Origin of the sequence: Formosa undariae, assembly GCF_042427615.1 — a bacterium.
GTDB classification, from domain to species: domain Bacteria; phylum Bacteroidota; class Bacteroidia; order Flavobacteriales; family Flavobacteriaceae; genus Formosa; species Formosa undariae.
In genome coordinates this window covers 138,806-163,224 of the sequence record NZ_JBHMEZ010000001.1, presented here as the reverse complement: position 1 = coordinate 163,224, position 24,419 = coordinate 138,806, and the positions used below count along the sequence as shown (strand labels likewise).

Below are 24,419 nucleotides of genomic sequence, written 5' to 3'. Positions count from 1 at the left end.
AAAATGAGGAATCTAATTTATTTAAATTATATGTTTTGGGGAGTACAGAATGCTGTTAGATAAACGGGTGTTATATTAGGGCTGTAAGAATATTATCCCAGGACATTAAAGCATGTTTAAATTAAGATAATAAACAAATCCGTTTTATTTATTCGTAATAATTAGGGTGTTTTTTTCTCTTTTATATGCGTAAAGTGTTTTTGGAGGAATTTATTAAGGTTTAAATTATATATAAACTAGATATACTTTTCCTCTTTGTAAGACGCAGGAGATAGTCCGATAACAGATTTAAAAACTCTTGAAAAATGGAAGCGGTCAGAAAAGCCTAAAACAAAAGAAACTTCTTCGATAGTCTTATTTGTATGTTCGAACAGTTCGCAAGCTTTCGCAATTTTTCTGTTCTGAATAAAACTATGTAATGTAATATTCATTTCAATTTTAAATAATCGCGCAAAAGAATTAGGAGCCATATTTATAATTGATGCCAATTCTGAATTACTTAATTTCTTATTAATATTAATTTCAATATAACGGATAACCTTTAATACACGCTCGTCAATATTAATCGCTTTCCATAACTCTGGTCCTATATTGGTAAGCGCTTCTTTAATAAAAGCTTGGAGCTTTAAATTAAACGTAAGTTTAAAATCTGTATTCTCTATTTTCAATCTAGTTGTGAGGTAGTCCAGACGTTCCTTTAAATAGTCTGTTAATTCTATTTTTAAAATTCCTGGGTAAACATTGTCAAAAGGCACCCCTAAATTAAAGTGAATGAATAAATGAATTAATGAAGAGTCTACATAATTATCTTCGTTACTATTGGCAGTAACATGTTTTCCATTAACATGAATACCGTGAGAATACACATGATTTTTTGTAAATCGAGATGAAAAGGAGGTAAAGGGCGGAATAATAAAAAGGTAATCGGGATCCATTTCAAAAATATTATCGCGATGAATCAATTCGCCTCCAGTATTTCTGTTCCAATATAATCTCCAATACGGAAATACCATATCGTGACAGTCCCATAAGTCCAGTATCCAATATCTGCAACACAATACTTTTAAATTTAAATCTATAAAGTTTTGCTTGTTAGAAGACGGGTCTCCCAGTTGGATATCCTTTACAATTTTCATTAAATCAATAATGTTTGAATTAGATACAAAAATACAGATTTTAAATATTATTAAAATGATACTATGAAAGTATTTTTGTGTAATAATTTATTATTTAAACATATATGAAGACTTTAAAACTCCCAATAGAAGTACAGACAGAATTGAAAAAAGTTTCTACGGTAGCTGGTTATTTATGGCAACGTGAATGGGCAGAGCGAAATGCGGGTAACATTTCGATGAACTTAACCTCTTTTTTTAGCAAAGAAGAAGTTCAAGGCATTGGAGAGGAAGTTGCTTTCGATTTTCCTAAAGAATCTGCAGGATTTGTAATTTATATAACAGGTACTGGATGTTATTTAAGAGACTTGGTAGATATGTTAGAAGAAGTGTCTTGTATCCTTTATATAAATGAAGATGCAACGGCTTATTCTATTATTTGGGGAGGAAAACGTGATAATTTCGGACCTACTTGCGAATTAATTTCTCATGCAAGTATCCATTTATTTAATTCTCAACATCACCCAGAAAATTTAGCGGTAGTGCATACACATCCTTTAGAGTTGATTTGTATGAGTCACCACGAATTATTCGATAATGAAGAAGAATTAAACAGACAAATTTGGATGATGTGTCCTGAGGTAAAAGTATTTGTACCTAAAGGAATTCACTGTACGCCATATGCGTTATCTAGTACGGCGGCTTTAGCAGAAGTAACAATGGAAGCTTTTAAAACAAGAAATGTGTCGCTTTGGGAAAAGCACGGTGCAACAGCAACGGCACCAGATGTTATGAAAGCTTGGGACTTTTTAGATGTAGCAAATAAAGGCGCGAAAATGTTAATGATGTGTTGGGCTGCAGGATTTAAACCAGCAGGTTTATCTAACGATCAGTTAACCGAATTAGAACAATTTACATAATAGAAAAGCATTAGAAACGATGAGTAGATTAATAGGTAGATTACCAAAAGTAGGAATTCGTCCAACAATTGATGGACGTGAATTAGGAGTGAGAGAATCTTTAGAGGTTCAGTGTATGGATATGGCCAAAGCGGCCGCGAAATTAATAGAAGAAACATTACGTTTTCCTAGTGGAGAAAAAGTAGAATGTGTTATTGCAGATACTACTATTGGTGGTGTTGCAGACGCAGCTGCTTGTGCAGATAAATTTAAGAGGGAAGGTGTAGAAGTGTCTTTAACAGTAACGCCATGTTGGTGTTATGGTACAGAAGTTATGGATACAGACCCATTAACACCTAAAGCAGTTTGGGGATTTAATGGTACAGAAAGACCAGGTGCTGTGTATTTAGCAGCAGCCTTAGCAGGATATTCTCAAAAAGGATTACCAGCTTTCGGTATCTATGGAAAAGAAGTTCAAGATGGAGGAGATACATCTATTCCTGATGATGTGTCAGAAAAGATTTTACGTTTCGTAAAAGGTGCTTTAGCAGTGGCTCAAATGAAAGGGAAATCATATTTATCTATAGGCTATAGTTCTATGGGTATTGCTGGTTCTATGGTCGATGTAAACTTTTTACAGGACTATTTAGGAGTCCGTGCAGAATTCGTAGAATCTGTAGAGCTTTTAAGACGTATCGAGCATAATATCTTCGATCAAGACGAGTATAAAAAAGCATTGGCTTGGACTAAAGAAAATTGTATCGAAGGTCCAGACCGTAATAGTAAAGAATCTCAAAAATCGGCAGAGGTTAAAGATCAAGAATGGGAGAAAGTTGTGAAAATGACTTTAATCTGTAAAGATTTAATGAACGGAAACCCGAAGTTAAAAGAGATGGGATTCGGAGAAGAATCTAAAGGTAGAAATGCAATTATGGGAGGATTCCAAGGACAACGTCAGTGGACCGATTACCAGCCAAATGCAGATTATACAGAATCTATTTTAAATTCATCTTTCGACTGGAATGGGATTCGTCAAGCTTATGTTTTTGCAACAGAAAACGATTGTTTAAATGCCATTTCTATGTTGTTTGGTCATTTATTAACAAATACAGCACAATTATTCTCGGATGTACGTACGTACTGGAGTCCAGAATCAGTAGAACGTGTAACAGGTAAAAAGTTAACTGGTTTAGCCGAAAACGGAATTATTCACTTAATTAATTCTGGTTCTACAACTCTAGATGCTACAGCACAACAATTAGATGCAGATGGTAACCCAACGATGAAACCATTTTGGGATATTACAGAAGACGATGTACAGCGATGTTTAGATAATACAAAATGGCCTCCAGCTACGGTTGAATATTTTAGAGGTGGTGGATTTTCATCTAACTTTTTAACTAAAGGTCAGATGCCTTTAACCATGTGTAGAATAAACCTAATTAAAGGAATTGGGCCTGTTTTACAAATTGCTGAAGGATGGAGTGTAGAGCTTCCAGAAGATATTCACAATGTATTAAACGATAGAACAGATCCAACTTGGCCAACAACTTGGTTTGTACCAAGAACTACAGGTAAAGGAGCGTTTAAAGATGTGTATACTGTAATGGCTAAATGGGGTGCAAATCACGGTGCTATTTCTCACGGACATATCGGAGCAGATTTAATTTCATTAGCAGCGATGTTACGTATTCCTGTAAACATGCATAATGTAGATGAGAACGATGTGTTTAGACCTAGTGCATGGTCTGCATTTGGAGAACAATTAGAAGGTGCAGATTACCGCGCATGTGATAATTATGGCCCGCTATATGGGTTTAAAGGATAATATTTTTTTTTAAGAAGGCTCGTCTTTAGTTGTTTCGTAGTGGTTAATTAGTTAAACGAGCCTCTCTTTTTTTTTTTTTATTGGTAGTGAATTTGTTTTCTCCAATTGATGTGCAATCAACTTGGAGGGGACTTTTCATTGTAAAATTTAAGTGTCAGTATGGAAAAAGTTATAGCAGTTGTCGATATCGGAAAGACTAATAAGAAGATATTTTTATTCGATAAGACCTTTAGTATTGTATATCAAAAGTCAATTAAATTTGATGAAATTACAGATGACGATGGATACTGTTGTGACGATTTAGACGCTATTGAGACTTGGGTTCAGAATGGTATTAAAAACATTCAGGACGAAGGTAAATATCAAATAAAAGCCATGAATTTTTCTACACATGGTGCATCATTGGTGTATTTAAATAAAGACGGAAAACGCATTACCCCGTTGTATAATTATTTAAAACCCTTAGATCTTAACGATTATAGTGATTTTTACAAATCTCAAGGTGGGACAGAAGAGTTTTCAAGAAAAACGGCTTCGCCAGCCTACGGGATGTTAAATACAGGGATACAGATGTTATCTCTTAAAAGAAATAAACCAGAAACTTGGGAACAAGTGCAGGCTATTTTACATTATCCCCAATACTTAAGCTATATTTTTACAGGTAAAATTACGGCAGATTTTACGTCTGTTGGAGCGCATACAGCGACTTGGGATTTTGATACTATGGAATACCATTCTTGGTTAAAAGATGAAAATATTACGCTTCCGGAACCCTGTAAAGGTAATGAAGCTGTAATAACAAAAATAAACGGAGAAACGATTGCCGTAGGTACAGGTCTTCATGACAGCTCCTCTTCAATTATTCCGATTTTAGAAAATGAAAAAGGTAACGATTTTGTGCTGTTATCTACAGGAACTTGGATTATAACCATGAATCCATTTAGTAAAGAGACCTTAACGCAACATCAATTACAAAATAATTGTTTGTGCTTTATGACGCCAGAAAAGCAGCAAGTAAAATCTTCGATGCAGTTTTTAGGACGTATTCACGAGGTGTATATTAAAACGTTAAGCGATTTCTACAAAGTAGATGTTGATTGTCATTTAGATTTAGTTTTAAACCCTACACTTTGTAATGAATTAATGGATCAAAATACACGTGTATTTTTATCGGAAGGTATTGATGCCGATTTCGAAGCGCATCCAGAATATCTTCAGAAATTTTTGTCTTACGAAACAGCCTATTATCAATTAATTTACGAAATAAGTAAAAAAGTTATTTCGGCTATTGAATTAATTTCAGATGAAAAAGCAGAATTAAAAGACGTATATATATCGGGAGGGTTTAATAAAAATAAAATTTTTATTGCCTTCTTAGAAAGATTAAAACCTAGCATAACCATAAAGATTTCCGATTGTAAAAATGAAAGTGCTTTAGGTGCAGCTCTATTGATGAAGGATTATTTAAAATAGAATATTATGTTACAAAGTAGAAGAATTTATTTGCCACCATTAAGTTTAATAGGACCAGGTGCATTAAAAGATTTAAGTGAAGAATTAAAGGATTTACCCTATAAGAGGGCACTTTTTGTAACAGATAAAATACTGGTTAAAATTGGCGTTGCTCAAAAAGTTATGGATGCATTAGATAGTTCTAATATAGAAATGGTACTTTTTGATAACGTTCAACCTAACCCGACAGTAAAAAATGTTAATAACGGATTGCAGTTATTAAAAGAAAATAATTGCGATGTTATTATAACGCTTGGAGGAGGTTCGCCTCAAGATTGTGGAAAAGCTATTGGTATTTTAGCCACAAATGGAGGTGAAATTATTGATTACGATGGAGTCAATAAATCTAAAAAAGCATCATTACCAATTATTGCTATAAATACCACTGCAGGTACTGCTAGTGAGGTCACTATAAATTACGTAATTACCGATGTGGTAAGACATATTAAAATGGTGATGGTAGATAAAAATTGCTTGGTTTCTATCGCTGTAAACGATCCAGAATTAATGTTGGGTAAACCAGCATCGCTTACTGCAGCAACAGGAATGGATGCGTTAACTCATGCTATCGAATCTTATGTTACTAAAGGCGCTTTTCATTGGTCGGATGCATTGGCATTGGAATCAATTAAATTGATCGCTTCTAGTTTAGAAGAGGCAGTTCATAATGGAAGTAATATAGAAGCCAGAAGTAAAATGGCTTGGGGCCAGTTTATTGCAGGACAATCATTTTCTAATGCAGGATTAGGTTTTGTGCATTCACTTGCGCACCAACTAGGAGGTATGTACGATATGCCACACGGTGTTGCTAATGCGATTCTATTACCACATGTGGAACGATTTAATATTCCCGCATGTACGCATAAGCTTAAAAAAGTAGCAAGAGCAATGGGTGTAGAAGTGAATGATAAAAATGATTTAGAAGGTGCAAATGCAGCGATAAAAGCTATCGAAAAATTATCTAAAGCTGTAGGCATTCCTTCTGGACTAAGAGAATTGGGTGTTAAAGAAGCCGATTTTGAAATCATGGCACAACATGCGCTAGAGGATGTGTGTACAGGAGGAAACCCAAGAGAAGTAAACTTGGAAGATGCCATGGCTATTTATAAATCAGCCATGTAATTTTCTTAAAGGATAGAGAATTCAATTGAAAATTATAATCTAATAAAAAAAGCTTTGCAGTATCTGCAAGGCTTTTTTTAGTTCTATGCCGGTCTAATATCTACGGCAACATTCATTTTATTCTTTCCTGTACTATATACAACACCTTTTAAAGGAGGAACATCGTAATAGTCTCTTCCCCAAGATACCGTTATGTGTTGGTTTTTAGGAATTTGATTGTTTGTTGGGTCAAAATCTACCCATCCAAAAGTTGGAATGTAAACAGAGAACCAAGCGTGAGATGCATCTGTTCCTACTAATTTTTCTTTTCCTGGAGGTGGCAAGGTTTCAATATAGCCACTTACGTAGCGTGCTGGTAAACCTATAGAACGTATACATGCAATTGCTATTTGCGCAAAATCTTGGCACACACCTTTTTTCTCTTTCATCACTTCCTCAATAGGAGTTGCAATAGTGCTAAATCCAGAGTCGAATTTAAACTCTTTAAAAATGCGTTCCATTAATTCATAGGAAGCTTCAAAGACCGAGCGTTCTGGCTTGAAAGACTTTTCAGCATATGCCTTTATCTCTGAAGAAATTCGTGTGATAAAAATAGATTCTAATTTAAATTGATTCACATCTACTAAGTCCAGTTTATTTGTTTTTAAAAGTCTTAAGGAATCTTCTAATGTGATGGATTTTCCCATTTTAGAAGTCTCAATATCTGGCTGTGATTCGTAATTTCGTAATATTCTGCTTTTTGCTGTGACGATTAACTTTTTATGATAATCTTGAATAGAAAAACGTGTTACTATATTTCCGAAAAAATCTAATCGTTCGGTTAATTCTGTAGGCTTTGGGCTTATTTCAAGTTCGTAATCTAATAGCGTTTGCCCAGGCATCGTTTTGGGCTTTAAAGTGGCTATATTATGACAAAAGGTAACACCGCTATCGTAATCGTAACTTGTGGTATGAGATACTTTAAATTCCATAACTAGAAAGGGAAGTTTTGATTAACCAATTGTTTTTGCTGATAAGAATGATTGAAATAAGCATCGGATAGTGCTAAAGACATTTCATGAAGTAAATCACTTAATTCCGTTAAACTATCGTCTAAATTTTGCCTAATAATAGTGTCATCAGTATTTAACTCTAAAAGCGTCGCGATGTCTAAATTTTGAATCTTACTATTTGCTTCCTCTATAAATTTCTGACATTTGGTTACCTCTCCAAGGCTTTCGGAATGTGGTAGCCTATCAATGTCTTTTTGAATACGTCTAAGTTGATACGTTAATGATTTCGGATAGTCTTTGTTTAAAAGAATAAGATTTATAACGTTTTCCGTACTTAAATGCGAACGGTAACTATATCTGTAAATATTTAAACTTTCATGACTATTTAATAGCGCTTCTAAGATTTCGTATTGCGGTTGTTTATCGTGACTTACAACTAAAAGAGAACGGCATTTTGCAATATTCATCATCGCTTGTTCGCTTTGCAAACCTATAAAGTAGAGTAGTAGACCTTGCTCGACCATGATGCTTTCTTCAATAAGAGCCATAAAAGCAATCAGTCTTGTAATTATTTTGTCTAATATTTTTATAAGTGACTGTATCGAAGTATGTTCTTTTGAATTTGCGATGAAGGCTTTCCAGTTTTTTTGAATACCATCAAATACACGCCACATATCCTTAGACCATAAGTTTCTTAGCGTGAAATACGAATTATTAAAACTATTTAGTGTTTGTGCAAAGCTTCCAGATCTATTGCTATCAATTAAAATAGATAGAATTTCCTTTAAGGGATCTTCTAATGCTTTTTTACCTTTTTCACCAATAAAACCTGGGAATGTGGATGTGATATGTGTAACAGATTGAAATAAACATTGTAAGCTTTTAGACTGAGTTTCTTGTTCGTTATATTGTTCGTTACTCATTTTTACAAGTACCGTACGTAAGTACCGTGCTGTAACCAATGCGCGACCTAAATAACGCCCAGACCAATATAAATTTTCTGCGGTATTGCTCGGTAAATCGTTAATGTCTGAAAATGAAATTTCAAAGGAATTATCCCAAGTGTAATTCTGAACATTTGTTTGAGGATCGTCGGTAATAACCCAAAAATCTTTACTCACACCACCACGGTGATTCGATACAAAAAGATCTTCACGCTCCGATGCTACACGAACTAAGCCTCCTGGCATTACAGAATATCCATCGTCTTTTGCGATAGAAAATGTTCTACACATCACTTTGCGAGGTTCTAGTTTATCTCCCGCAAAATCTGGAGCTGTAGAAAATAATATTTTTTCCTGAGCAACAAATACAAACGGATTATCAAGGATCTCTTTTTTTAATTTTTCTAATTCGGTAGGCTTTAAGAACTCGCAGAAAAAGATATTTTCTCGGTTAGATCTATCTATGCGTTTAAGAACTAGATTCTTTAAGTTTTCTAAAACGTAATCGCGTTCTTTTTTCTGTCCGCACCACCAAGAACCAATTTGTGGAAGAATTAAATCTTCTTTAAAAAAGTATTTACAGATCGCATTCATAAACGGGATTAGTCCGGAGTTTTCTAAAATTCCGCTACCAATTGGGTTTATAATAGTTACCTGTTGTTCTCGGACCACATCAAGTAAACCGGCGACACCTAAATAAGAATCTTCGCGAAGTTCTAAAGGATCCATAAAGACATCGTCTACACGTCTTAAAATAACATCGACTTGTTTGAGCTCTTTTAAAGATTTCATCCAAACCTTTCCGTTTCTAACGACTAAATCGTTCCCAGCTACTAACGGATAACCTAAAAATGAAGACATGTAAGCATGTTCAAAATAGGTCTCGTTTAAAGGTCCAGGTGTAAGAATTACAATGGTTGGATTCTCCTTGTTTTGTGGCGCAGATTCAATTAACATTTTGTTGAAATCTGCAAAGAAAGGAGATGGGGGTTTAACATGGATATCTTTAAATATATCCGGTAAAATCCGGCTGGTCGCATAGCGGTTTTCTAACGCATAACCCATACCTGAAGGTGCCTGTGTTCTGTCGTTGACTACCCACATGCGACCATCTGGACCACGTGCTAAATCAGCCGAATGAATTAATAAATTCTTAGCTGTTTTATATTGAATTTGATCGCATTGTCTTAAAAAACCACGATGCGCATAAATAACTTCTTGAGGGACTATACCGTTTTTAATAAGTTCGCGTTTACCATAAATATCCTTTAACGTCAGGTTTAATAATTCCGAACGTTGTTGTATTCCTTTTTCTATGGTATCCCATTCTTTTTGATGGATAAGAAAAGGGACTATATTTAATTGCCACGCACGGTGCATCCCTTTGGGATCGTTGTAAACATTATAGGTTACACCATTTTCGTCCATTAACCAATTCATCTCATCTTGTTTTGAGATCAGAGTTTTGGTTCCCATTTGGGTAAGATTACTTAGTAATTTTTTCCAGTTGGGATTAACAGACATATTTGATTTAAGAACCTCGTCGTAATTTTTAAAATCAGAAAAATAGTTCTCAAATAAAGTGTTTTTATCAATCGGCATTAATCGTTTATTTTTTTCTTAAATCTAGGGTGTAAGGGAATTCAAAATTAATTGGTTGTTCCTGATATTTATACTTCCTAGAACTGCCGTGAATTTCGACATTTCTACTCGAATTATTATCATCTTGTTCAATTTTTTCTACCTCACAAACATCCCCTTGAGTGTGCCCAATATCCCAGAAACGGTTAATGCGCCTAGATTCAGCTTCATAACTGTTTATAGGGTATGTTTCGTAAGATCGTCCTCCTGGATGCGCCACAAAATACGTACAACCTCCAATGGCACGTCTGTTCCATGTGTCAATAATATCGAAAACTAAAGGTGTATCTACGTCAATTGTCGGGTGTAAAGAAGAATGTGGATTCCATGCTTTATAACGAATGCTCGCTACAAATTCGCCTTTAACACCTGTATTGTTTAGGTTGATTTTAACACCATTACAGGTTAAAACATAACGTTCTTCAGTAAAATGATTAACCTTTACCTGAATACGTTCCACGGAAGAGTCTACATACCTCGCAGTTCCTCCGCCTGTCATTTCTTCACCTAAAACATTCCAAGGTTCGATAGCTGCACGTAGCTCTAAATTAATATTGTTTATTTCAACCATACCATGAAGTGGGAATCTAAACTCAAAAAATGGGTTAAACCAATCTTCTTTAAATTTATATCCAGCTTTGTTTAGTTGGTTAACAATGTCCTTAATATCTTCCCTAACGTAATGCTCGGTTAAGAATTTATCGTGTAATTCTGTTCCCCAACGCACTAAATCGTGCTCGTAAGGTTTCTTCCAGAACCATGCAACAAGTGTTCTAACCAATAAGTTTTGCATTAAGCTCATCTGAGGATGTGGAGGCATATCGAAAGCACGAAGCTCTAGAATTCCTAAACGTCCAGAAGATGAATCTGGAGAGTATAATTTGTCGATACAGAATTCTGCACGGTGGGTGTTTCCTGTTAAATCGGTTAATAAGTGACGGAATAATCTGTCGGTTAACCAAAACGGAACTTTTCCATCCTTTGGAATCTGACTAAACGCAATTTCAAGTTCGTAAAGGTTTTCCATACGAGCCTCGTCGATACGTGGCGCCTGACTTGTAGCTCCAATAAATGCACCAGAGAATAAATATGAAAGTCCTGGGTGATGTTGCCAAAAGGTTAGCAAACTACGTAGTAAACTTGGTTTACGTAATAACGGACTATCTTTAGGTGTAACTCCTCCTAACGTTACATGGTTTCCTCCACCGGTTCCGGTGTGTTTACCATCTAACATGAATTTTTCTGTTCCTAAACGCGACTCTTTTGCGAGTCTGTAAAGGGTTAATGTATTATGTGTAAGTTCTTCCCAGTTTTTAGCAGGTTGTACATTCACCTCAATTACACCAGGATCTGGCGTAATTTTCATGGACTCTAAACGGTTGTCCTTTGGTGGATCGTAGCCTTCTAAAACAACAGGGATTTTAAGTTCTTTTGCTGTGGCTTCAATTGAAGATACTAGATCTAAAAATATTTCAGCAGTATCTAAAGGTGGAAAAAATAAATGCATTTTTCCTTCTCTAACTTCAGCACATAAACCCGTACGGATAAAAAAGTTTGTGTCATCCTCAGAGATACCTTCTTCCTTTACTTTTTTAGAACGTCTTAAAACAATGTTCTTGTAACTTGGAAGCTTTTTCTTTTTAGTAAAATTATCAGGTTCTTGCTGCGGGAATTCTCCAAATTCAGGGTCTCTAAGAAGTGAATCTAGAGGTAGTCGTAGTCCGATAGGAGAGTTTCCTGGAATTAAGAATAAGTGTTTACGTCTAAAACTCCACGCATTAGAATACCATGTGTCTGAAGTGTTATTTAATGGTAAAACATGTCCAATGGCTTTCGATTTTCCGTCCTTAAGGATTTGCTTCAATTTGTCTTTAACTAATAAGGCACCATCATCTACCGTAGGGTCTACATCTATAGGTAATTTACCTTCTTCCCACATAAAATAAAACGCATCTTCGTAAGCAGGAGTGATGTGTTTATCTGTAATGTCTAATTTCTGAGTTAAGGTCTTTAAGAATAATTCTGAGGCATTTTCTGGAAGTACCGGATTGTTAGAAAATAGGGATAATAATTTCTTATTATGCCAGATTTTTTTTCCGTCTTTTCTCCAGCAAATTTCTATTTGCCAGCGTGGTAAAGGCTCTCCAGGATACCATTTTCCTTGAGCCTGGTGTAATACACTTCCGTTATCGTATTCGTCGTATAATTTTGCGGCTAAATTTTTGGCAAGCTCACGCTTGTGCGGACCATCGGCAGCTGTGTTCCATTCTTCAGATTCCATATCGTCTATAGAAACAAAAGTAGGTTCTCCTCCCATGGTTAATCTGACATCGCCCTTCTCTAGGTCTTTTTCAACTTTAAACCCTAGTTTGTATATGGCTTTCCATTGCTCTTCGGTGTATGGTTTGGTAACACGAGGCGATTCAAAAATACGTTTTACAGAATTTTCAAATTCGAATTCAGTTTCACAAATATCAGACATTCCAGAAACGGGAGCAGCACTTTCAAAAGAAGGTGTACATGCTAATGGAATATGGCCTTCTCCAGCTAATAATCCTGAAGTAGCATCGAAACCAATCCAACCTGCACCAGGAAGATAAACTTCTGCCCAAGCATGTAAATCTGTAAAATCTTCTTCAGGACCAGAAGGACCGTCTAACGATTTCTCGTCAGATTTTAATTGTACAATGTATCCTGAAACAAATCGCGCTCCAAAACCTAAATGGCGTAAGGTTTGGACAAATAACCAAGCATAATCACGGCAAGACCCTGTTCTGTGGTCTAAGGTGTCTTCACAAGATTGTACCCCAGGATCCATTCGGATGTTATATTTTAAATACTGATATATTTTCTGATTGATATCAATTAGGAAGTATATCGTTTTTCGAGGTGTAGTATCAATAGTTTTAAGGAAGTCTAATAATAGTGGCCCTTTTTCTGTAATTTCTAAATACGGAAGAAGTTCTTTTCTAATCGTATCTGTATATGTAAATGGATATTCTTCGGCACTTTCTTCGACAAAGAAATCAAACGGGTTTATGGTTTTTAAATCGGCAATAATTTCCACTTCAATGGTAAGTTCCCTTGTTTTTTCAGGAAAGATTAAGCGCGCCATATAATTTCCAAAAGGATCTTGTTGCCAATTAAAAAATTGTTCTTCTGGTGTAATTTTAATCGAATAGGCCTCTATAGGTGTTCGACTATGTGGAGCTGGTCGTAATCTGAAAATGTGAGGAGATAACGATACTAATCTATCGTATTTGTACTTTGTTTTATGAGAAATTACAATTTTTAATGCCATATATAAATCTATTAAAGACATTACAATTTAGGTGATTTTTATTCAAAAAATTAATGAACCCTAAAAAAAAAGTTAAAGATTACGTAAAGCGCGTTTTTTTTATGCTTAAAATGAGGTTAATACAATTTTAATTCGAGTTTTTGTTAAATAGTGTGTTTATGGCGCATTAAATAATCAAAATTGTGTTTGAAGAGAAAGGCAATTTTACAGATAACTTTAGGACGAAAAAAAGATGTAAATAATTTCAAATCAAATTATTTTTAAGTTGGAATGATATTTTAGGTTAAAACGATTTCTTTACCAAACGCTGAGGTTTTTGATCTGGATTCTCAATAATTTCAAAATCGATTACACCAAGAAGCAATTCTTCTTCGGTCAAAACTTCTACACGCCACAAACCAGATTTTATATTTCTTTTATATGTGTAACCGCGATAACCATCGTTCCGCCCGCCCGTTATGTCATACTTAATATTATCTGAAACGATCCATTCCTCCGATTTTTCATCATACCATTCCCACCTATGAATAATCGATTTTTTTAAAGCTGTAGGTGCAAAAATAGAAGAGAATACGTAAACAGGTTCGTTTGGGTTATGTATAAATTTGGAGCTGTGATCTCTCCAAAAAACGAATTCTTTTTTTTCTTCGTAAGTCACAACATATTTCCCGTTTTCTGCAACAATATTATGAGCTACAATACCCGTTTGTAAGGCGAGTGGCACAGGAGGTATAAGTTTGAAAAAGTAAAAGGTGTTTATTAAAATGTAGATAGAAATAATAATTCCTGTAAGTTTTCCTAAATGAATTTCGGCTCGTGTACTGGGACTTTTTCTATATATAAACGTGATTAACAATAGGGTGCAAGCTAAACTTACAACGCCCGAAATTATAAAGATAGTAGGACTCATTTGTCTTATAAACACCGGAATCATGAAAGAGAAAAATGTAAAACTTATAAAATAATAAATACTAAACTGAAGATATTTATTAGAGATACGCTTTTTTAGAAATTCATTCGCGAATAATAAAACAACTAAGATTATAAAAAAAGATGCGGTTCTAGATAAAGAAACGCTCCTAGAAAAATAGACCACGTAAGCGCTAGAAAGTCCCCCGAAGAAAAACTGAATAACTAAGGGGAAATAAATTTCAAAACGTTCTAAAAAAGTGTTTTTCCATGTACCATCATCGACTAAATTAAAGAGGTATAGAGTAATGCTTAACGAGGTCATATGTAGGCAAAGTACAGACAAATCGTATAACCTGTCTATGCGTCCCAGAGTAAGCGTGTCGAAAATAAATCCCCCGATAAAGAATAAAATAGGGGCATACTTCTGGTGCCTACGAATAAACTTTCGGAGACCACTATTTTTAAATTTAGCTAAGGTTTGTTTCATAACCAATTTTAGGTAAGGCAAATGTAATAGAATAAAAAAAGCTTCAGTTTAATTTCTGAAGCTTTATGTTTTTTGTAACAGTTATAAACGTGTTAAATCTGGATTATTCGGTAGGAGTTTTGACTTTTAAAAAGAAAGATTTCTCTTTAAGAAGCTCTAAATCACTTTTAAAAGATAATTGTTGTTTGGCTCGGTTATAAGATGTTTCTGAATAAGATCGGGCTGTTTCTTGTATTTCAGAATGGTTTATAGTTGCTAGAGAAGTATACGCTTTTTGTAAACGGAGCATGACCTCGATATTATTTGCACCATCTCTTGATATTGGTCGAAAAGCACTTTCGAAAAATTCGTAGGTAGGAAGTTCAGGAACTTCAATACGGTCGAAACGTGTAACATCGGTTTCATCTTTGGTATTTGTGTCATTCCACAAGAAGAATAAGCGGACTTGGCTACCAATAATTTGTATGGCAGTTCCTGGGTCGTTAATTCCAGGAGATAAGGCACGGCTAGCAATTTCTGATAAGGCAATGAGACCAAAACGCGGATCTTCCTCGAAAAGTCTAGTGCTTCCAATACGAATGGCTTCATTAATTTTTTTTGAAATATCTTCCATATCTAATCCCTGAGCTGTAGAAAGATAGACCAAAGGTGAATTGGAATGGACATAGGCTCCAGGGGTTGCACTTAGCTGTATGGTAATGTGATGTGCTTCTGCAAGTTTTTGTAAACTGTCCATGTCTATAAATTGGATGTAGCCAATTTTAAGAGGGGTAATAAAGACATTTTTGTTGATTGTGTTAGAAACAGGAATACCTTTAAGAAGAGGATTTTTAATATGATTTTTCAAAGATATTAGAGCGACTTCTTCTACCTGATTAATGGTGTGTTCTAGTCGTCCTAATCTTGATATTCTGTCTACCCAGCGTAAAAATGTTAAAATAACTGAAGCAAAAAACAGTAAAGTGAATACAAAAAGTACAAATCGACCGGCATCGCCGTAATATCCATTTTCAAGCGCAACTGTAGATACGATACTAAAAATAAAGGCACCGATAAACATGGATAATGCATTCTTAGAGGCATCATCTGTAACTACAATTTTAAAAGATCTAGGTGTTGCAGTATTACTAGCGGCGCTAAATGCAGCAATCATAGATGAGACCGCAAATATGGCAATAACAAGCATACTTGACGAAATGGTAGTAAGTAAGCCAACAATAGACTCTGTTTTTATATTGGGTACAAGTTCTTTTAATCCTGTGCCATCGGCAAAACGGGCGAGTAGTGCGCCAATAATCGAAATAATACAGAATATTAAAGGTCTAAACCATAACTGTTCGCGAAGGCGATTGAAATAAATTAATGCTGATTTTTTCATAAAAAGATACCATTCCTAGTATAGCAATTTACAATTTTTATATAAAATAAAAGCTCCAGAGTTTATCTGAAGCTTTTATGAAATTATAAATTAGGGTATAAACTTATTGTGTCGCGTACGCCATTGGTTTCAAGTCCGTTTTATATAGAAACGATTTTAGTGTCGGTTTTCATTCTAAAATGAAAGTCATGCTCTTTCTAATGCAAGCTCTCCGCGATATACTATTTCGAGCTTTAATTTGAGTTAGCTAATAGCCTTTTTAATGTTTTCAAGTCTGTTTTAGAGTGGTTTGCCGATAAAACAATTCGACTTAAAATATCCTTTGGTGTAGGGTAGTTGAAATTAGTGATAACAATATTTTGCTCTAATAGCGATTCGTTAAAATCAGGTTTCAAATTATAAATATTAGGATAATTTTTATTAAAAATAAACGTATCATCCAACTCTAATCCATCAAAAAAATAGAGTAGATTTTCTTTTAATTTTTCTTGCTGTGCTTTGTAAATCGTTTGAGATTGCAAATAGCCTTCTAAGTATGCCGGACTCATTCCTGATGCAGTAGAAAATGTTACAGTAGATTTTATTTCATTTATAAAAGATACATCTCCTGCAATTATACCACCAGGTAATCCCATTGCTTTTCCTAAAGAAGCAACCATAATTTTTTGATGTAAATGGGTGGTGGAAATACCATTGAATATACCCATGCCTGTTTCTCCTGTAATTCCTATACTATGCGATTCGTCTAGAAGTAATGTGATTTGTTTTTGTTTGGAAATGTGTTCTAGAACACTGAAATCTGGAGGTGAAGCATATGCTGTAGGAATTGCATCTGCTGAAATTACTATATTTTCAATAGTGTCTGTTAAAAGCGACGGATGTAATTTCTGGTCCACAAATAGCGGTAAACTATTAGGCGATAAAATGGCAGGATGCGTATTTGGGTAATGATAAAACCTTGTATTGTAACGCGATAAAAAATCTAAAACCAGTTTCCCTGCTAACATTCCAGAAGATACCGTCACACAAGATTCGGTTTGTAATTGGGATGCCAAAAGTGCTTCGGCGTCTTTATAGATGCCCAATTTTACATTCGAATGTCTCGAGCTTCCGTAAGCGGTTCCCCATTTTTTTATGCCATGTATTATGGCATCTTGAAAAGCGGGTAATGTGGCTAATCCTAAATAAGATGTCCCACCAAAATAGGACATGCTTTTAGAGTCTAAAACAATTTTAGCGTTGGGTGCTTTAACAACTTCCATTATAGTAAGGTAACTCCAGTTCCGTTTAAATCGCTGTAGTGTGTTACACCGTCTTTTATAGTTATTCCTGTTGCAATATCTTTCGCTAACAACATGGCGCCATCCATATCGACATAATCGAGTAGTGGTAAAAGTTGAGCAACTGCCGAAATTCCTACCGAAGATTCTGTCATACAACCTACCATCGTTTTCATACCTAGATTTCTAGCTTCAATAAGCATTTGTCGTGCAGGTGTTAATCCGCCACATTTTACAAGTTTCACATTTACACCGTGAAAATAATTGTGACATTTCGCAATATCTTCACTCACCTGGCAGCTTTCGTCCGCAATTATTGGTAATACAGAATCTTGAAATAGTTTTTTATGACCATCCCAATGATCTGCTTTTAAAGGCTGTTCTAAAAACTCGACACCAAGATTTTTAAGTGCAATTGCATTTTTAAGAGCTTCATCTACGCCCCAGCCGCAATTGGCATCAATTCTAAAAATGGCATCTGTGTGTTTTCGAAGTTCGGTAACGATCTTAATATCCTCGTTCGTGCCTAATTTAATCTTGTAAATAGGCCAAGGCACTTCTTTCATTTTAGCTACCATTTTTTCAACGGTATCAATTCCAATAGTATAATCTGTAATTGGGTTATTCGAAATATCGTAGCCCCAAAGTTCGTATACTTTTTTATGTTGTTTTCGTGCATATAAATCGTTGTAAGCAAGATCTAATGCGCAAAGCGCAAACATATTATGTTTTAGAAGCGGATACATTTTTGAGTAAAAGGCTTCCGGCGTTTCATTATTTGTGGCTTCAATGGTTTTTTTTAGCTTCGATAATTCATTCATCATTATTGGGACCGTGATGTTGTAATACGGATTTGAAGTCGCTTCACCATACCCCGAAAGACTAGCATCTTCTAAAACGACGATTAAACTAGGTTGCACATCTATAGATTCTCGAGAAATTGTGAAGGTGTGTTTTAATGGAAGAATGTAATCTTTTAAAATAAGTTTCATGGGCCAAAATATTGTGACTCAAAATTACATAATAATATTTTTATACTTTCCGATTTACTGCTAATGTTATGCTAATAAGCCATTTTGTAAACTATTAAAATTATGATATAAAAAAACGCCTAACATCTGATTGATGTTAGGCGCTGATTGTATTGTGAAATATTTTTCGTTTAGTATTTTACAAGTTTCACGGTTTGGGTAGTTCCTAAATTGTCAGAAATATTTACAAGATATAAACTAGCAGGTAAGTCTGATATATCAAACGCATAGCCTCCATTAAATTGTCCCTTAAAATGGTTCATTAATTTTCCTGTGATGTCGTAAATTGTTACTTCAGAAACTGCTTTACTTATCTTGAAATTATTCTGAGCAGGGTTCGGGAAAATAGCGAAAGATTGTGTCGTGTCAACCTCCCCAATGCTTAAACTTTTAGCAATGTTATTACCGTAAATCTTAAATGTTCCAGGTTGTAATGTTATTGCATTAGTTGCAGAAATTGAAGTGTTCCCCGTTTCGTCCATTAAATCGTACCAAGTACCATTACTTGGAAAATCTGGATCGACTGTTTGAGCAGTGGTTTCAAAATTTGATATAATTACCACTTCATTTAATGCTGTAGAAGGTAAAGTGGAATTCCAAACACGAATTCTAGGCGTTAAATCTCCAGAAGTAATGGTGTAATCGCCTTCAAAAACATCTTCATTAATTTTTAAAGCATTCAATTTAGACCAGGTGTCGTAAACCGAATTTCTGTTCGTATCTCCTAACCAATTATCGGCCCATTGTGGTTGAGGTTTTGTAGATAATTTACAAGAATCGTCTGCAGAAACAGAACCATCGGTACATGTAAAAATAGAGTTATCCATGCCTAATTCTCCAAAATGCCAAACCATTTTTGGTCCAGGAATAGTAAGCGTGATTGCGCCCAAAGCCTCCATGCGTTCTAAAGACGTGTCAAGATCTTTTACATTATAAGATCCCGAAGAGGCACCATATAGAATGTTTTTATACATTAAACGTTCTTCGTCATGACTTTCTGCATAACCAACTAAACGCTTTCCTGTAAAACCATGTGCATCACTTCCCATTCTTTCAATATTAGAATCAGACGCATATCCCATTGTTAATTGATTGTAAGGGTCGGTCATTTTTCCCCACATCATAACTCCTTTACCTTCTTCAATTTTATAGTTTGCCCATTGTTGTTCTTCGTTATCCTGACCTAAATGTTCGAAAATTACGTAATGTGAAGCGTCTAAACTCCAAGAATAATCGGCATATTGTTTTAGAATGTCTACACGATCTTGCTGATAACTATTTGTGCAATTATCGTCGCTCGGAGAACAGTTTTGAGTAAAACCTTTGGTTAAATCCCAACGGAATCCATCGATATTAAATTCGGTTACCCAATGATTAACCACGCGCTCTACATAATATTGAGTGCGGTCTTGTTGGTGATTAAAATCTGAACCCACACTGTAGCTATGTTTTGCTTCTTCGTTAAAATACGGACTTTCGCTACTTGGTTCTCCCCAGCCATCGCCGTCGGCATCTTTCATCCACATGCGAACCATGGGGTTTCTGCCGTAAGCATGATTTAAAGCAATATCCAGAATTACTGCAATTCCGTTTTCATGACATAAGTCTACAAATTCTTTTAGTTTGTCTTCAGTGCCATAAAACTTGTCTAAAGCCATATGAAACGACGTGTTGTAACCCCAACTTTCGTTGCCTTCAAATTCCATGATAGGCATTAATTGAATGGCGTTAATATTCAGATTTTTAAAATAATCAATGCGATCGATCAAGTCTTGAATGTTTCTGTCTTCATCGAAATCACGGATTAAAACTTCGTAGATTACTAAGTCTTCCTTTTTAGGTTTTTCAAAGTTAGTAGCCGTCCAATTATAATCACTTTTTCCAGTTTGTAGCACGGTAACTTCGCGTTCTTGGCCAACAGGATATGTTGGTAAATTAGGATAGGTTTCCGAAGAAATTCCTGAATCATCGAAAGGAGATAATACTAAGGTCGAAAACGGATCGGCAGTTTTTACCATAACCGGTGAATTTGCAATAGGTGTTTCATCTACAACCCAATATTGATACGTTTCTGTTTTTTGAGATGTTAATCCCGTTAACTCCAACCAAAATTTCCCTGAACTTGGATCTTTTTTCATCACATAAGCCGAAGAAGGTGCCCAATTATTGAAACTACCAGCAACGTAAACAAAATCTTTTAAAGGCGCATCTAAAACTAAAGTCGCTTTTGTTGCATCGCTAGAATTGTAGTTAATTCCATTTTCTAATCCGCTTGGCATCGTTTGAGACACAGTACCAGGATTTACTAAAACTAAAAATGTTTTGATTGTGGTATTCGCGTTTTGTGTAACGGTTAACTCATAATTCTGATTGGATGTAATATTAGAATGAGAGTAGGTATAAGCATTAATATCTATTTTAGAATCTAATACACTTCCGTTAGCACTCAAGGTATAATTTGCATTTCCAGCAGTATTTGAAGCTGAAATATTTAAATTACTTCCAGAAGATATTATAGTAGTACTGTATTCTTGAGGTGAATTTAAAGTGACTTGGAATGCACCAACATTAATAAAAATGTCTGAACAGCCATTAGCTTTTAATTCCTGATTTCCTGCAGCATTTCTAAATACCATTCCCATTTTTGTTGCAGAAGTGGCTTGGGCATCGGTTAGGTTGTAATATGTTTTCGGAGTTATCGTAATACTCCAAGTGCCGTTACTGTTTTTGGTCATTTCTCCATAACCATCATCTTGTCCCCAATTACCAACAACGTTATATCCCCAAGGGTCTGCCTCGTTACCAATACCTGAATGCATATAGACTTTAGAAGGATTATTTAATGTATTACAGTCTGTAGCAGAACTTGCAATATCTACGGTAATTGTTACCGTTTCTGTAGTGTTAAATATAGTAGGGCTTGTGGTTACTTGAGCATAACTGAAGCTCGTAACAACTAAAATTAAAAAAGCGAGTATAGTTTTTTTCATAATAAATGGATTAAAAACAATACGGGCTGTGAATTACATATCACAGCCCGTATTTAAATTGCTATTTAGTTAAAGTATACGTTGGATTAGACGTGTCTGATAGGTCTAAAATAATGTTGTAAATTCCAGTGGTAACAGCGATATTATCTCCGCCATCATCTAAGATGCCATCATTTCCAGTGTCTCCATAATTGAAACCCCAGTCGTTGTTTGCTCTAAATTTCATTTCACCATTTGTAAGTGAAACTCCGTTTATATACCAAACTCCTTCGGTAACATAATCCATATTTAAAACAGTATCTGGACCATCCCAGCCGTTAGGCGTAGCATCTCCTACAAGACCCCAAAGTTTTTCAATAGGTTCAAGAGAATACGTTAAATCATTTAGGTTTAATGTCACCAAGTAGTTTCCTGCAGTTACAGGAATATTATCACCACCATCATCTAAAACACCGTCATTACCAGTATCTCCATAATTGAAGCCCCAATCGTTGTTTTTTCTAAATTTCATCTCGCCAGCAGTAAGCGCAACAATTGCACGCCATTGGTCTGATGTTGGATCGTAAGTTAATGGTGTATCTGGACCATCCCAGCCGTTAGGCGTAGCATCGCCTACAAGTCCCCAAGTATAAGCTTCGATCTTGTAAGTTAAGGTTCCTGCATTAAATGTTACTTTATAAGTTCCGGCAGTAACAACGATGTTATCTCCACCTTCTTCTAAAGTTCCGTCGGCACCAGTATCTCCATAATTTAAATCCCAACTGTTATTTTCTCTAATTTTAAGTTCACCGTCAACTAAAGTTACGTAAGCATCAAAAATATTTGCTTCGCTAGTTTTGTAGAAAGGCATATCTGGGCCATCCCATCCGTTAACAGTAGCACTACCTACTAATCCCCAAACCGTAGTTAGGTCTAGAACGTTAGCATAACCAGTAACTGAGATGTCGCTAATATTAGAAATCGCTGCGATAGTTGTTGCTCCAATAACACTTTCAACCTTTACATCTATAACAGTTGCTGTGTTAGGTTCAATTTCTAAAGTTTGAAGAATGGTATTTAATCCTTCAGTAGATATTGAATATTCAAGCGCATTTCCGGCTTCCTTTTTAATTGCATTTTTGAAGTTGTTTCCTGCAACATCAAAATACACATTATAAGCAGGTATAGCACTGTAGCCGTAATCTGGCGCTGTCCAGTTTAAAGTTAAAGCCGTAGTTCCTTCGTTTTCTTTTAGAAGTACAACATCTGTAGAAGATGGTGTAAGTTCTGTAGAAGCTGTATCATTTAACACGGTATCTGTGTCGTCTGTAGTACAACTGTATAATGCCATGGTTACTAACATTATACTTAATAATTTTGAAACAATATTTTTCATATTATAATGTTTTTGTATTAGTATCCTGGATTTTGTTCCAAGTTCGGGTTAATTAAAATTACGTTTGTTGGTAAAGGGAATAAATCTCTGTACGCTTCCACACTTTTACCTTGACTAGCTCCTCCTTTAAAAGGCCATAAATATGAACCTGTAGTAAATTGGTTAAATCGAATTAAATCTGTTCTTCTAAAACCTTCCCAGTATAATTCTCTTGAACGTTCGTTTAGAATGAAATCTAAAGACAAATCAGAGATAGAAATATTTCCAGAGTTGTTGCCATAAGCACGAGCTCTTAATTGATTTACTAAACTTACCGCAGTATTTAAATCTCCGCCACCGCCACGAACAGCCGCTTCAGCATAGTTTAAATAAATTTCTGCTAATCTAATTAATGGAATATCTGTATCTGCAAATTCTCCAGAGCTATCGTTAGCACCGCTTCCGTCGCTATTGATATTTTTGAATTTAGTTACCGCATAACCGTCAGTAAAGGTGTTTGCTATTGTTGTAATTTCGAAAGCTTGTCCGTCTGTGTAAAACATAGCACGGTTATCTGACCAAGAAATTGGGTTTCCGTTACCGTTTCTAGCTGTTACAGAACTATCAAATTTGTTAACTAACGCTTTTGTTGTTCTTAGACCTTGCCATCCTCCGTTAACTCCTGAAGCAAACGGATCCATAGTACCACCAATAGAGGCGTGGATTAAAAATGTTGTACCACCATAAGTTGTAGATTGTACACCATCGAAGTTCGCTGTAAATATAAATTCGTTTTGAGCTCCGTTAGAGTTGTTATCTGCTAAGAATAAATCGTCGTAATTTGAATGAATAGCATAAGACGAACCAATTACGTTGTTAGAAAAAGTAACACATTCTGCATATTTATCTACTCCTGTAAAAGATTCAGAATTTAAATATAAACGAGATAATAATGCCCAAGCTGCAACTTTATCTACACGACCATATTCATTGCTGTCTGCTAAAAGATCTTGAATTTCTAATAATTCTGATTCTACGAATGAAAACAATTCTGAGCTATCACTTTGCAATGGTAATTCTGTTGATACAATTGTAGTTAATGGCACATTTGCATACAGGTCGATAAGATTATAGTAAGCATATGCTCTTAAAAAACGTGCTTCGGCTATAAACGTTTGAGCTTCAGGATCTGTTAAATTAGTTGCATTACTTATAAACGAGTTACAAAAAGAAACTTCTTGTCCTAATCTGTAGTACATAGCTTCTGTAAAATCGTTACTAGAAGACCACGTTAAGTTATGTAAATCTGGTACTCCAGCATCTCCCCATCCCACTACAGAGTGGTCTGTTGTTAATTCGTTTAGATAGAAAAGTAATCGGGTATATTGTGAAGCACCTTCATCTATACCAGAAATATCTCCTTGACCAGCAGGTCCTTGTTGTCCTGTTAAAGCTAAACTAGCATATAGTTTTGCCAAGGCTCCTTTTGCTTCGTCTATGTTAGCAAATACATCCTGTTCTGTAAAACTATCTGGATCGGTAGGAAATTGGTCTAAATCGTCGTGACATGACACTACAGCGAGCGTTAGAGCCAAACCTAATGTTAATTTATTTATTATATTTCTCATGAATT

The 24,419-nt window shown here is 35.3% G+C and carries 15 protein-coding genes; 4 read left to right on the top strand and 11 right to left on the bottom strand.

All coding sequences use genetic code 11. The features are described 5' to 3' along the window. Positions 1–236: 236 nt before the first annotated feature. The gene (locus ACFFVB_RS00680; RefSeq protein ID WP_382380136.1) at positions 237–1,136 is read right to left on the bottom strand and encodes a helix-turn-helix domain-containing protein; all 900 of its coding nucleotides are present in this window, start codon (positions 1,134–1,136) and stop codon (positions 237–239) included. Positions 1,137–1,240: 104 nt separating this feature from the next. Here ACFFVB_RS00680 and rhaD point away from each other — a divergent pair, with 104 nt between their 5' ends. From rhaD to ACFFVB_RS00660, 4 genes are all read left to right on the top strand, one after another. Then, positions 1,241–2,035, top strand: coding sequence for a rhamnulose-1-phosphate aldolase (rhaD, locus tag ACFFVB_RS00675; protein ID WP_382380134.1), 795 nt, complete (start codon positions 1,241–1,243; stop codon positions 2,033–2,035). Between the two features lie 19 nt (positions 2,036–2,054). Further along, positions 2,055–3,842 (top strand): L-fucose isomerase, encoded by a 1,788-nt coding sequence (locus ACFFVB_RS00670; RefSeq protein ID WP_382380132.1) that lies wholly within the window; start codon positions 2,055–2,057, stop codon positions 3,840–3,842. Between the two features lie 159 nt (positions 3,843–4,001). Then, positions 4,002–5,315 (top strand): FGGY family carbohydrate kinase, encoded by a 1,314-nt coding sequence (locus ACFFVB_RS00665; protein WP_382380130.1) that lies wholly within the window; start codon positions 4,002–4,004, stop codon positions 5,313–5,315. Between the two features lie 6 nt (positions 5,316–5,321). Next, entirely contained in the window at positions 5,322–6,476 is a 1,155-nt protein-coding gene (locus ACFFVB_RS00660) for an iron-containing alcohol dehydrogenase (RefSeq protein WP_382380128.1), read from the top strand. Between the two features lie 83 nt (positions 6,477–6,559). On the opposite strand, the gene ACFFVB_RS00655 is transcribed toward ACFFVB_RS00660, so the two are convergent. The 10 genes from ACFFVB_RS00655 to ACFFVB_RS00610 form a co-directional block, all read right to left on the bottom strand. Beyond that, the gene (locus tag ACFFVB_RS00655; RefSeq protein ID WP_382380126.1) at positions 6,560–7,447 is read right to left on the bottom strand and encodes a transglutaminase family protein; all 888 of its coding nucleotides are present in this window, start codon (positions 7,445–7,447) and stop codon (positions 6,560–6,562) included. 2 nt (positions 7,448–7,449) lie between these two features. Beyond that, entirely contained in the window at positions 7,450–10,014 is a 2,565-nt protein-coding gene (locus tag ACFFVB_RS00650) for a circularly permuted type 2 ATP-grasp protein (RefSeq protein ID WP_382380124.1), read from the bottom strand. Between the two features lie 7 nt (positions 10,015–10,021). Beyond that, positions 10,022–13,354 (bottom strand): transglutaminase family protein, encoded by a 3,333-nt coding sequence (locus tag ACFFVB_RS00645; protein ID WP_382380122.1) that lies wholly within the window; start codon positions 13,352–13,354, stop codon positions 10,022–10,024. Positions 13,355–13,637: 283 nt separating this feature from the next. Continuing rightward, positions 13,638–14,753, bottom strand: coding sequence for a DUF2914 domain-containing protein (locus tag ACFFVB_RS00640; protein ID WP_382380120.1), 1,116 nt, complete (start codon positions 14,751–14,753; stop codon positions 13,638–13,640). Positions 14,754–14,856: 103 nt separating this feature from the next. After that, on the bottom strand, positions 14,857–16,131 hold the full coding sequence (locus tag ACFFVB_RS00635; RefSeq protein WP_382380118.1) for a DUF2254 domain-containing protein: 1,275 nt from the start codon (positions 16,129–16,131) through the stop codon (positions 14,857–14,859). A 233-nt stretch (positions 16,132–16,364) separates the two neighbouring features. Beyond that, positions 16,365–17,393 (bottom strand): aminotransferase class I/II-fold pyridoxal phosphate-dependent enzyme, encoded by a 1,029-nt coding sequence (locus ACFFVB_RS00630; protein ID WP_382380116.1) that lies wholly within the window; start codon positions 17,391–17,393, stop codon positions 16,365–16,367. After that, entirely contained in the window at positions 17,393–18,403 is a 1,011-nt protein-coding gene (locus ACFFVB_RS00625; protein ID WP_382380114.1) for a dipeptide epimerase, read from the bottom strand. The genes ACFFVB_RS00630 and ACFFVB_RS00625 overlap by 1 nt, the downstream gene beginning before the upstream one ends. A 170-nt stretch (positions 18,404–18,573) precedes the next feature. Further along, positions 18,574–21,432, bottom strand: a complete 2,859-nt coding sequence (locus ACFFVB_RS00620) for an alpha-amylase family glycosyl hydrolase (RefSeq protein ID WP_382380112.1) — start codon at positions 21,430–21,432, stop codon at positions 18,574–18,576. A 61-nt stretch (positions 21,433–21,493) separates the two neighbouring features. Beyond that, complete coding sequence (locus ACFFVB_RS00615; protein ID WP_382380110.1) at positions 21,494–22,807, bottom strand: SusE domain-containing protein; 1,314 nt, start codon at positions 22,805–22,807, stop codon at positions 21,494–21,496. 17 nt (positions 22,808–22,824) lie between these two features. Then, complete coding sequence (locus tag ACFFVB_RS00610) at positions 22,825–24,414, bottom strand: RagB/SusD family nutrient uptake outer membrane protein (protein WP_382380108.1); 1,590 nt, start codon at positions 24,412–24,414, stop codon at positions 22,825–22,827. Positions 24,415–24,419: the final 5 nt, after the last annotated feature.

What these genes read in the sequence shown, in the direction of transcription:
- ACFFVB_RS00620 (WP_382380112.1), bottom strand. Translation starts at nt 21,432, where the DNA reads ATGAAAAAAACTATACTCGCTTTTTTAATTTTAGTTGTTACGAGCTTC.
- ACFFVB_RS00660 (WP_382380128.1), top strand. Translation starts at nt 5,322, where the DNA reads ATGTTACAAAGTAGAAGAATTTATTTGCCACCATTAAGTTTAATAGGA.
- ACFFVB_RS00625 (WP_382380114.1), bottom strand. Translation starts at nt 18,403, where the DNA reads ATGAAACTTATTTTAAAAGATTACATTCTTCCATTAAAACACACCTTC.
- ACFFVB_RS00630 (WP_382380116.1), bottom strand. Translation starts at nt 17,393, where the DNA reads ATGGAAGTTGTTAAAGCACCCAACGCTAAAATTGTTTTAGACTCTAAA.
- ACFFVB_RS00610 (WP_382380108.1), bottom strand. Translation starts at nt 24,414, where the DNA reads ATGAGAAATATAATAAATAAATTAACATTAGGTTTGGCTCTAACGCTC.
- ACFFVB_RS00640 (WP_382380120.1), bottom strand. Translation starts at nt 14,753, where the DNA reads ATGAAACAAACCTTAGCTAAATTTAAAAATAGTGGTCTCCGAAAGTTT.
- rhaD (WP_382380134.1), top strand. Translation starts at nt 1,241, where the DNA reads ATGAAGACTTTAAAACTCCCAATAGAAGTACAGACAGAATTGAAAAAA.
- ACFFVB_RS00645 (WP_382380122.1), bottom strand. Translation starts at nt 13,354, where the DNA reads ATGGCATTAAAAATTGTAATTTCTCATAAAACAAAGTACAAATACGAT.
- ACFFVB_RS00665 (WP_382380130.1), top strand. Translation starts at nt 4,002, where the DNA reads ATGGAAAAAGTTATAGCAGTTGTCGATATCGGAAAGACTAATAAGAAG.
- ACFFVB_RS00680 (WP_382380136.1), bottom strand. Translation starts at nt 1,136, where the DNA reads ATGAAAATTGTAAAGGATATCCAACTGGGAGACCCGTCTTCTAACAAG.
- ACFFVB_RS00650 (WP_382380124.1), bottom strand. Translation starts at nt 10,014, where the DNA reads ATGCCGATTGATAAAAACACTTTATTTGAGAACTATTTTTCTGATTTT.
- ACFFVB_RS00670 (WP_382380132.1), top strand. Translation starts at nt 2,055, where the DNA reads ATGAGTAGATTAATAGGTAGATTACCAAAAGTAGGAATTCGTCCAACA.
- ACFFVB_RS00635 (WP_382380118.1), bottom strand. Translation starts at nt 16,131, where the DNA reads ATGAAAAAATCAGCATTAATTTATTTCAATCGCCTTCGCGAACAGTTA.
- ACFFVB_RS00615 (WP_382380110.1), bottom strand. Translation starts at nt 22,807, where the DNA reads ATGAAAAATATTGTTTCAAAATTATTAAGTATAATGTTAGTAACCATG.
- ACFFVB_RS00655 (WP_382380126.1), bottom strand. Translation starts at nt 7,447, where the DNA reads ATGGAATTTAAAGTATCTCATACCACAAGTTACGATTACGATAGCGGT.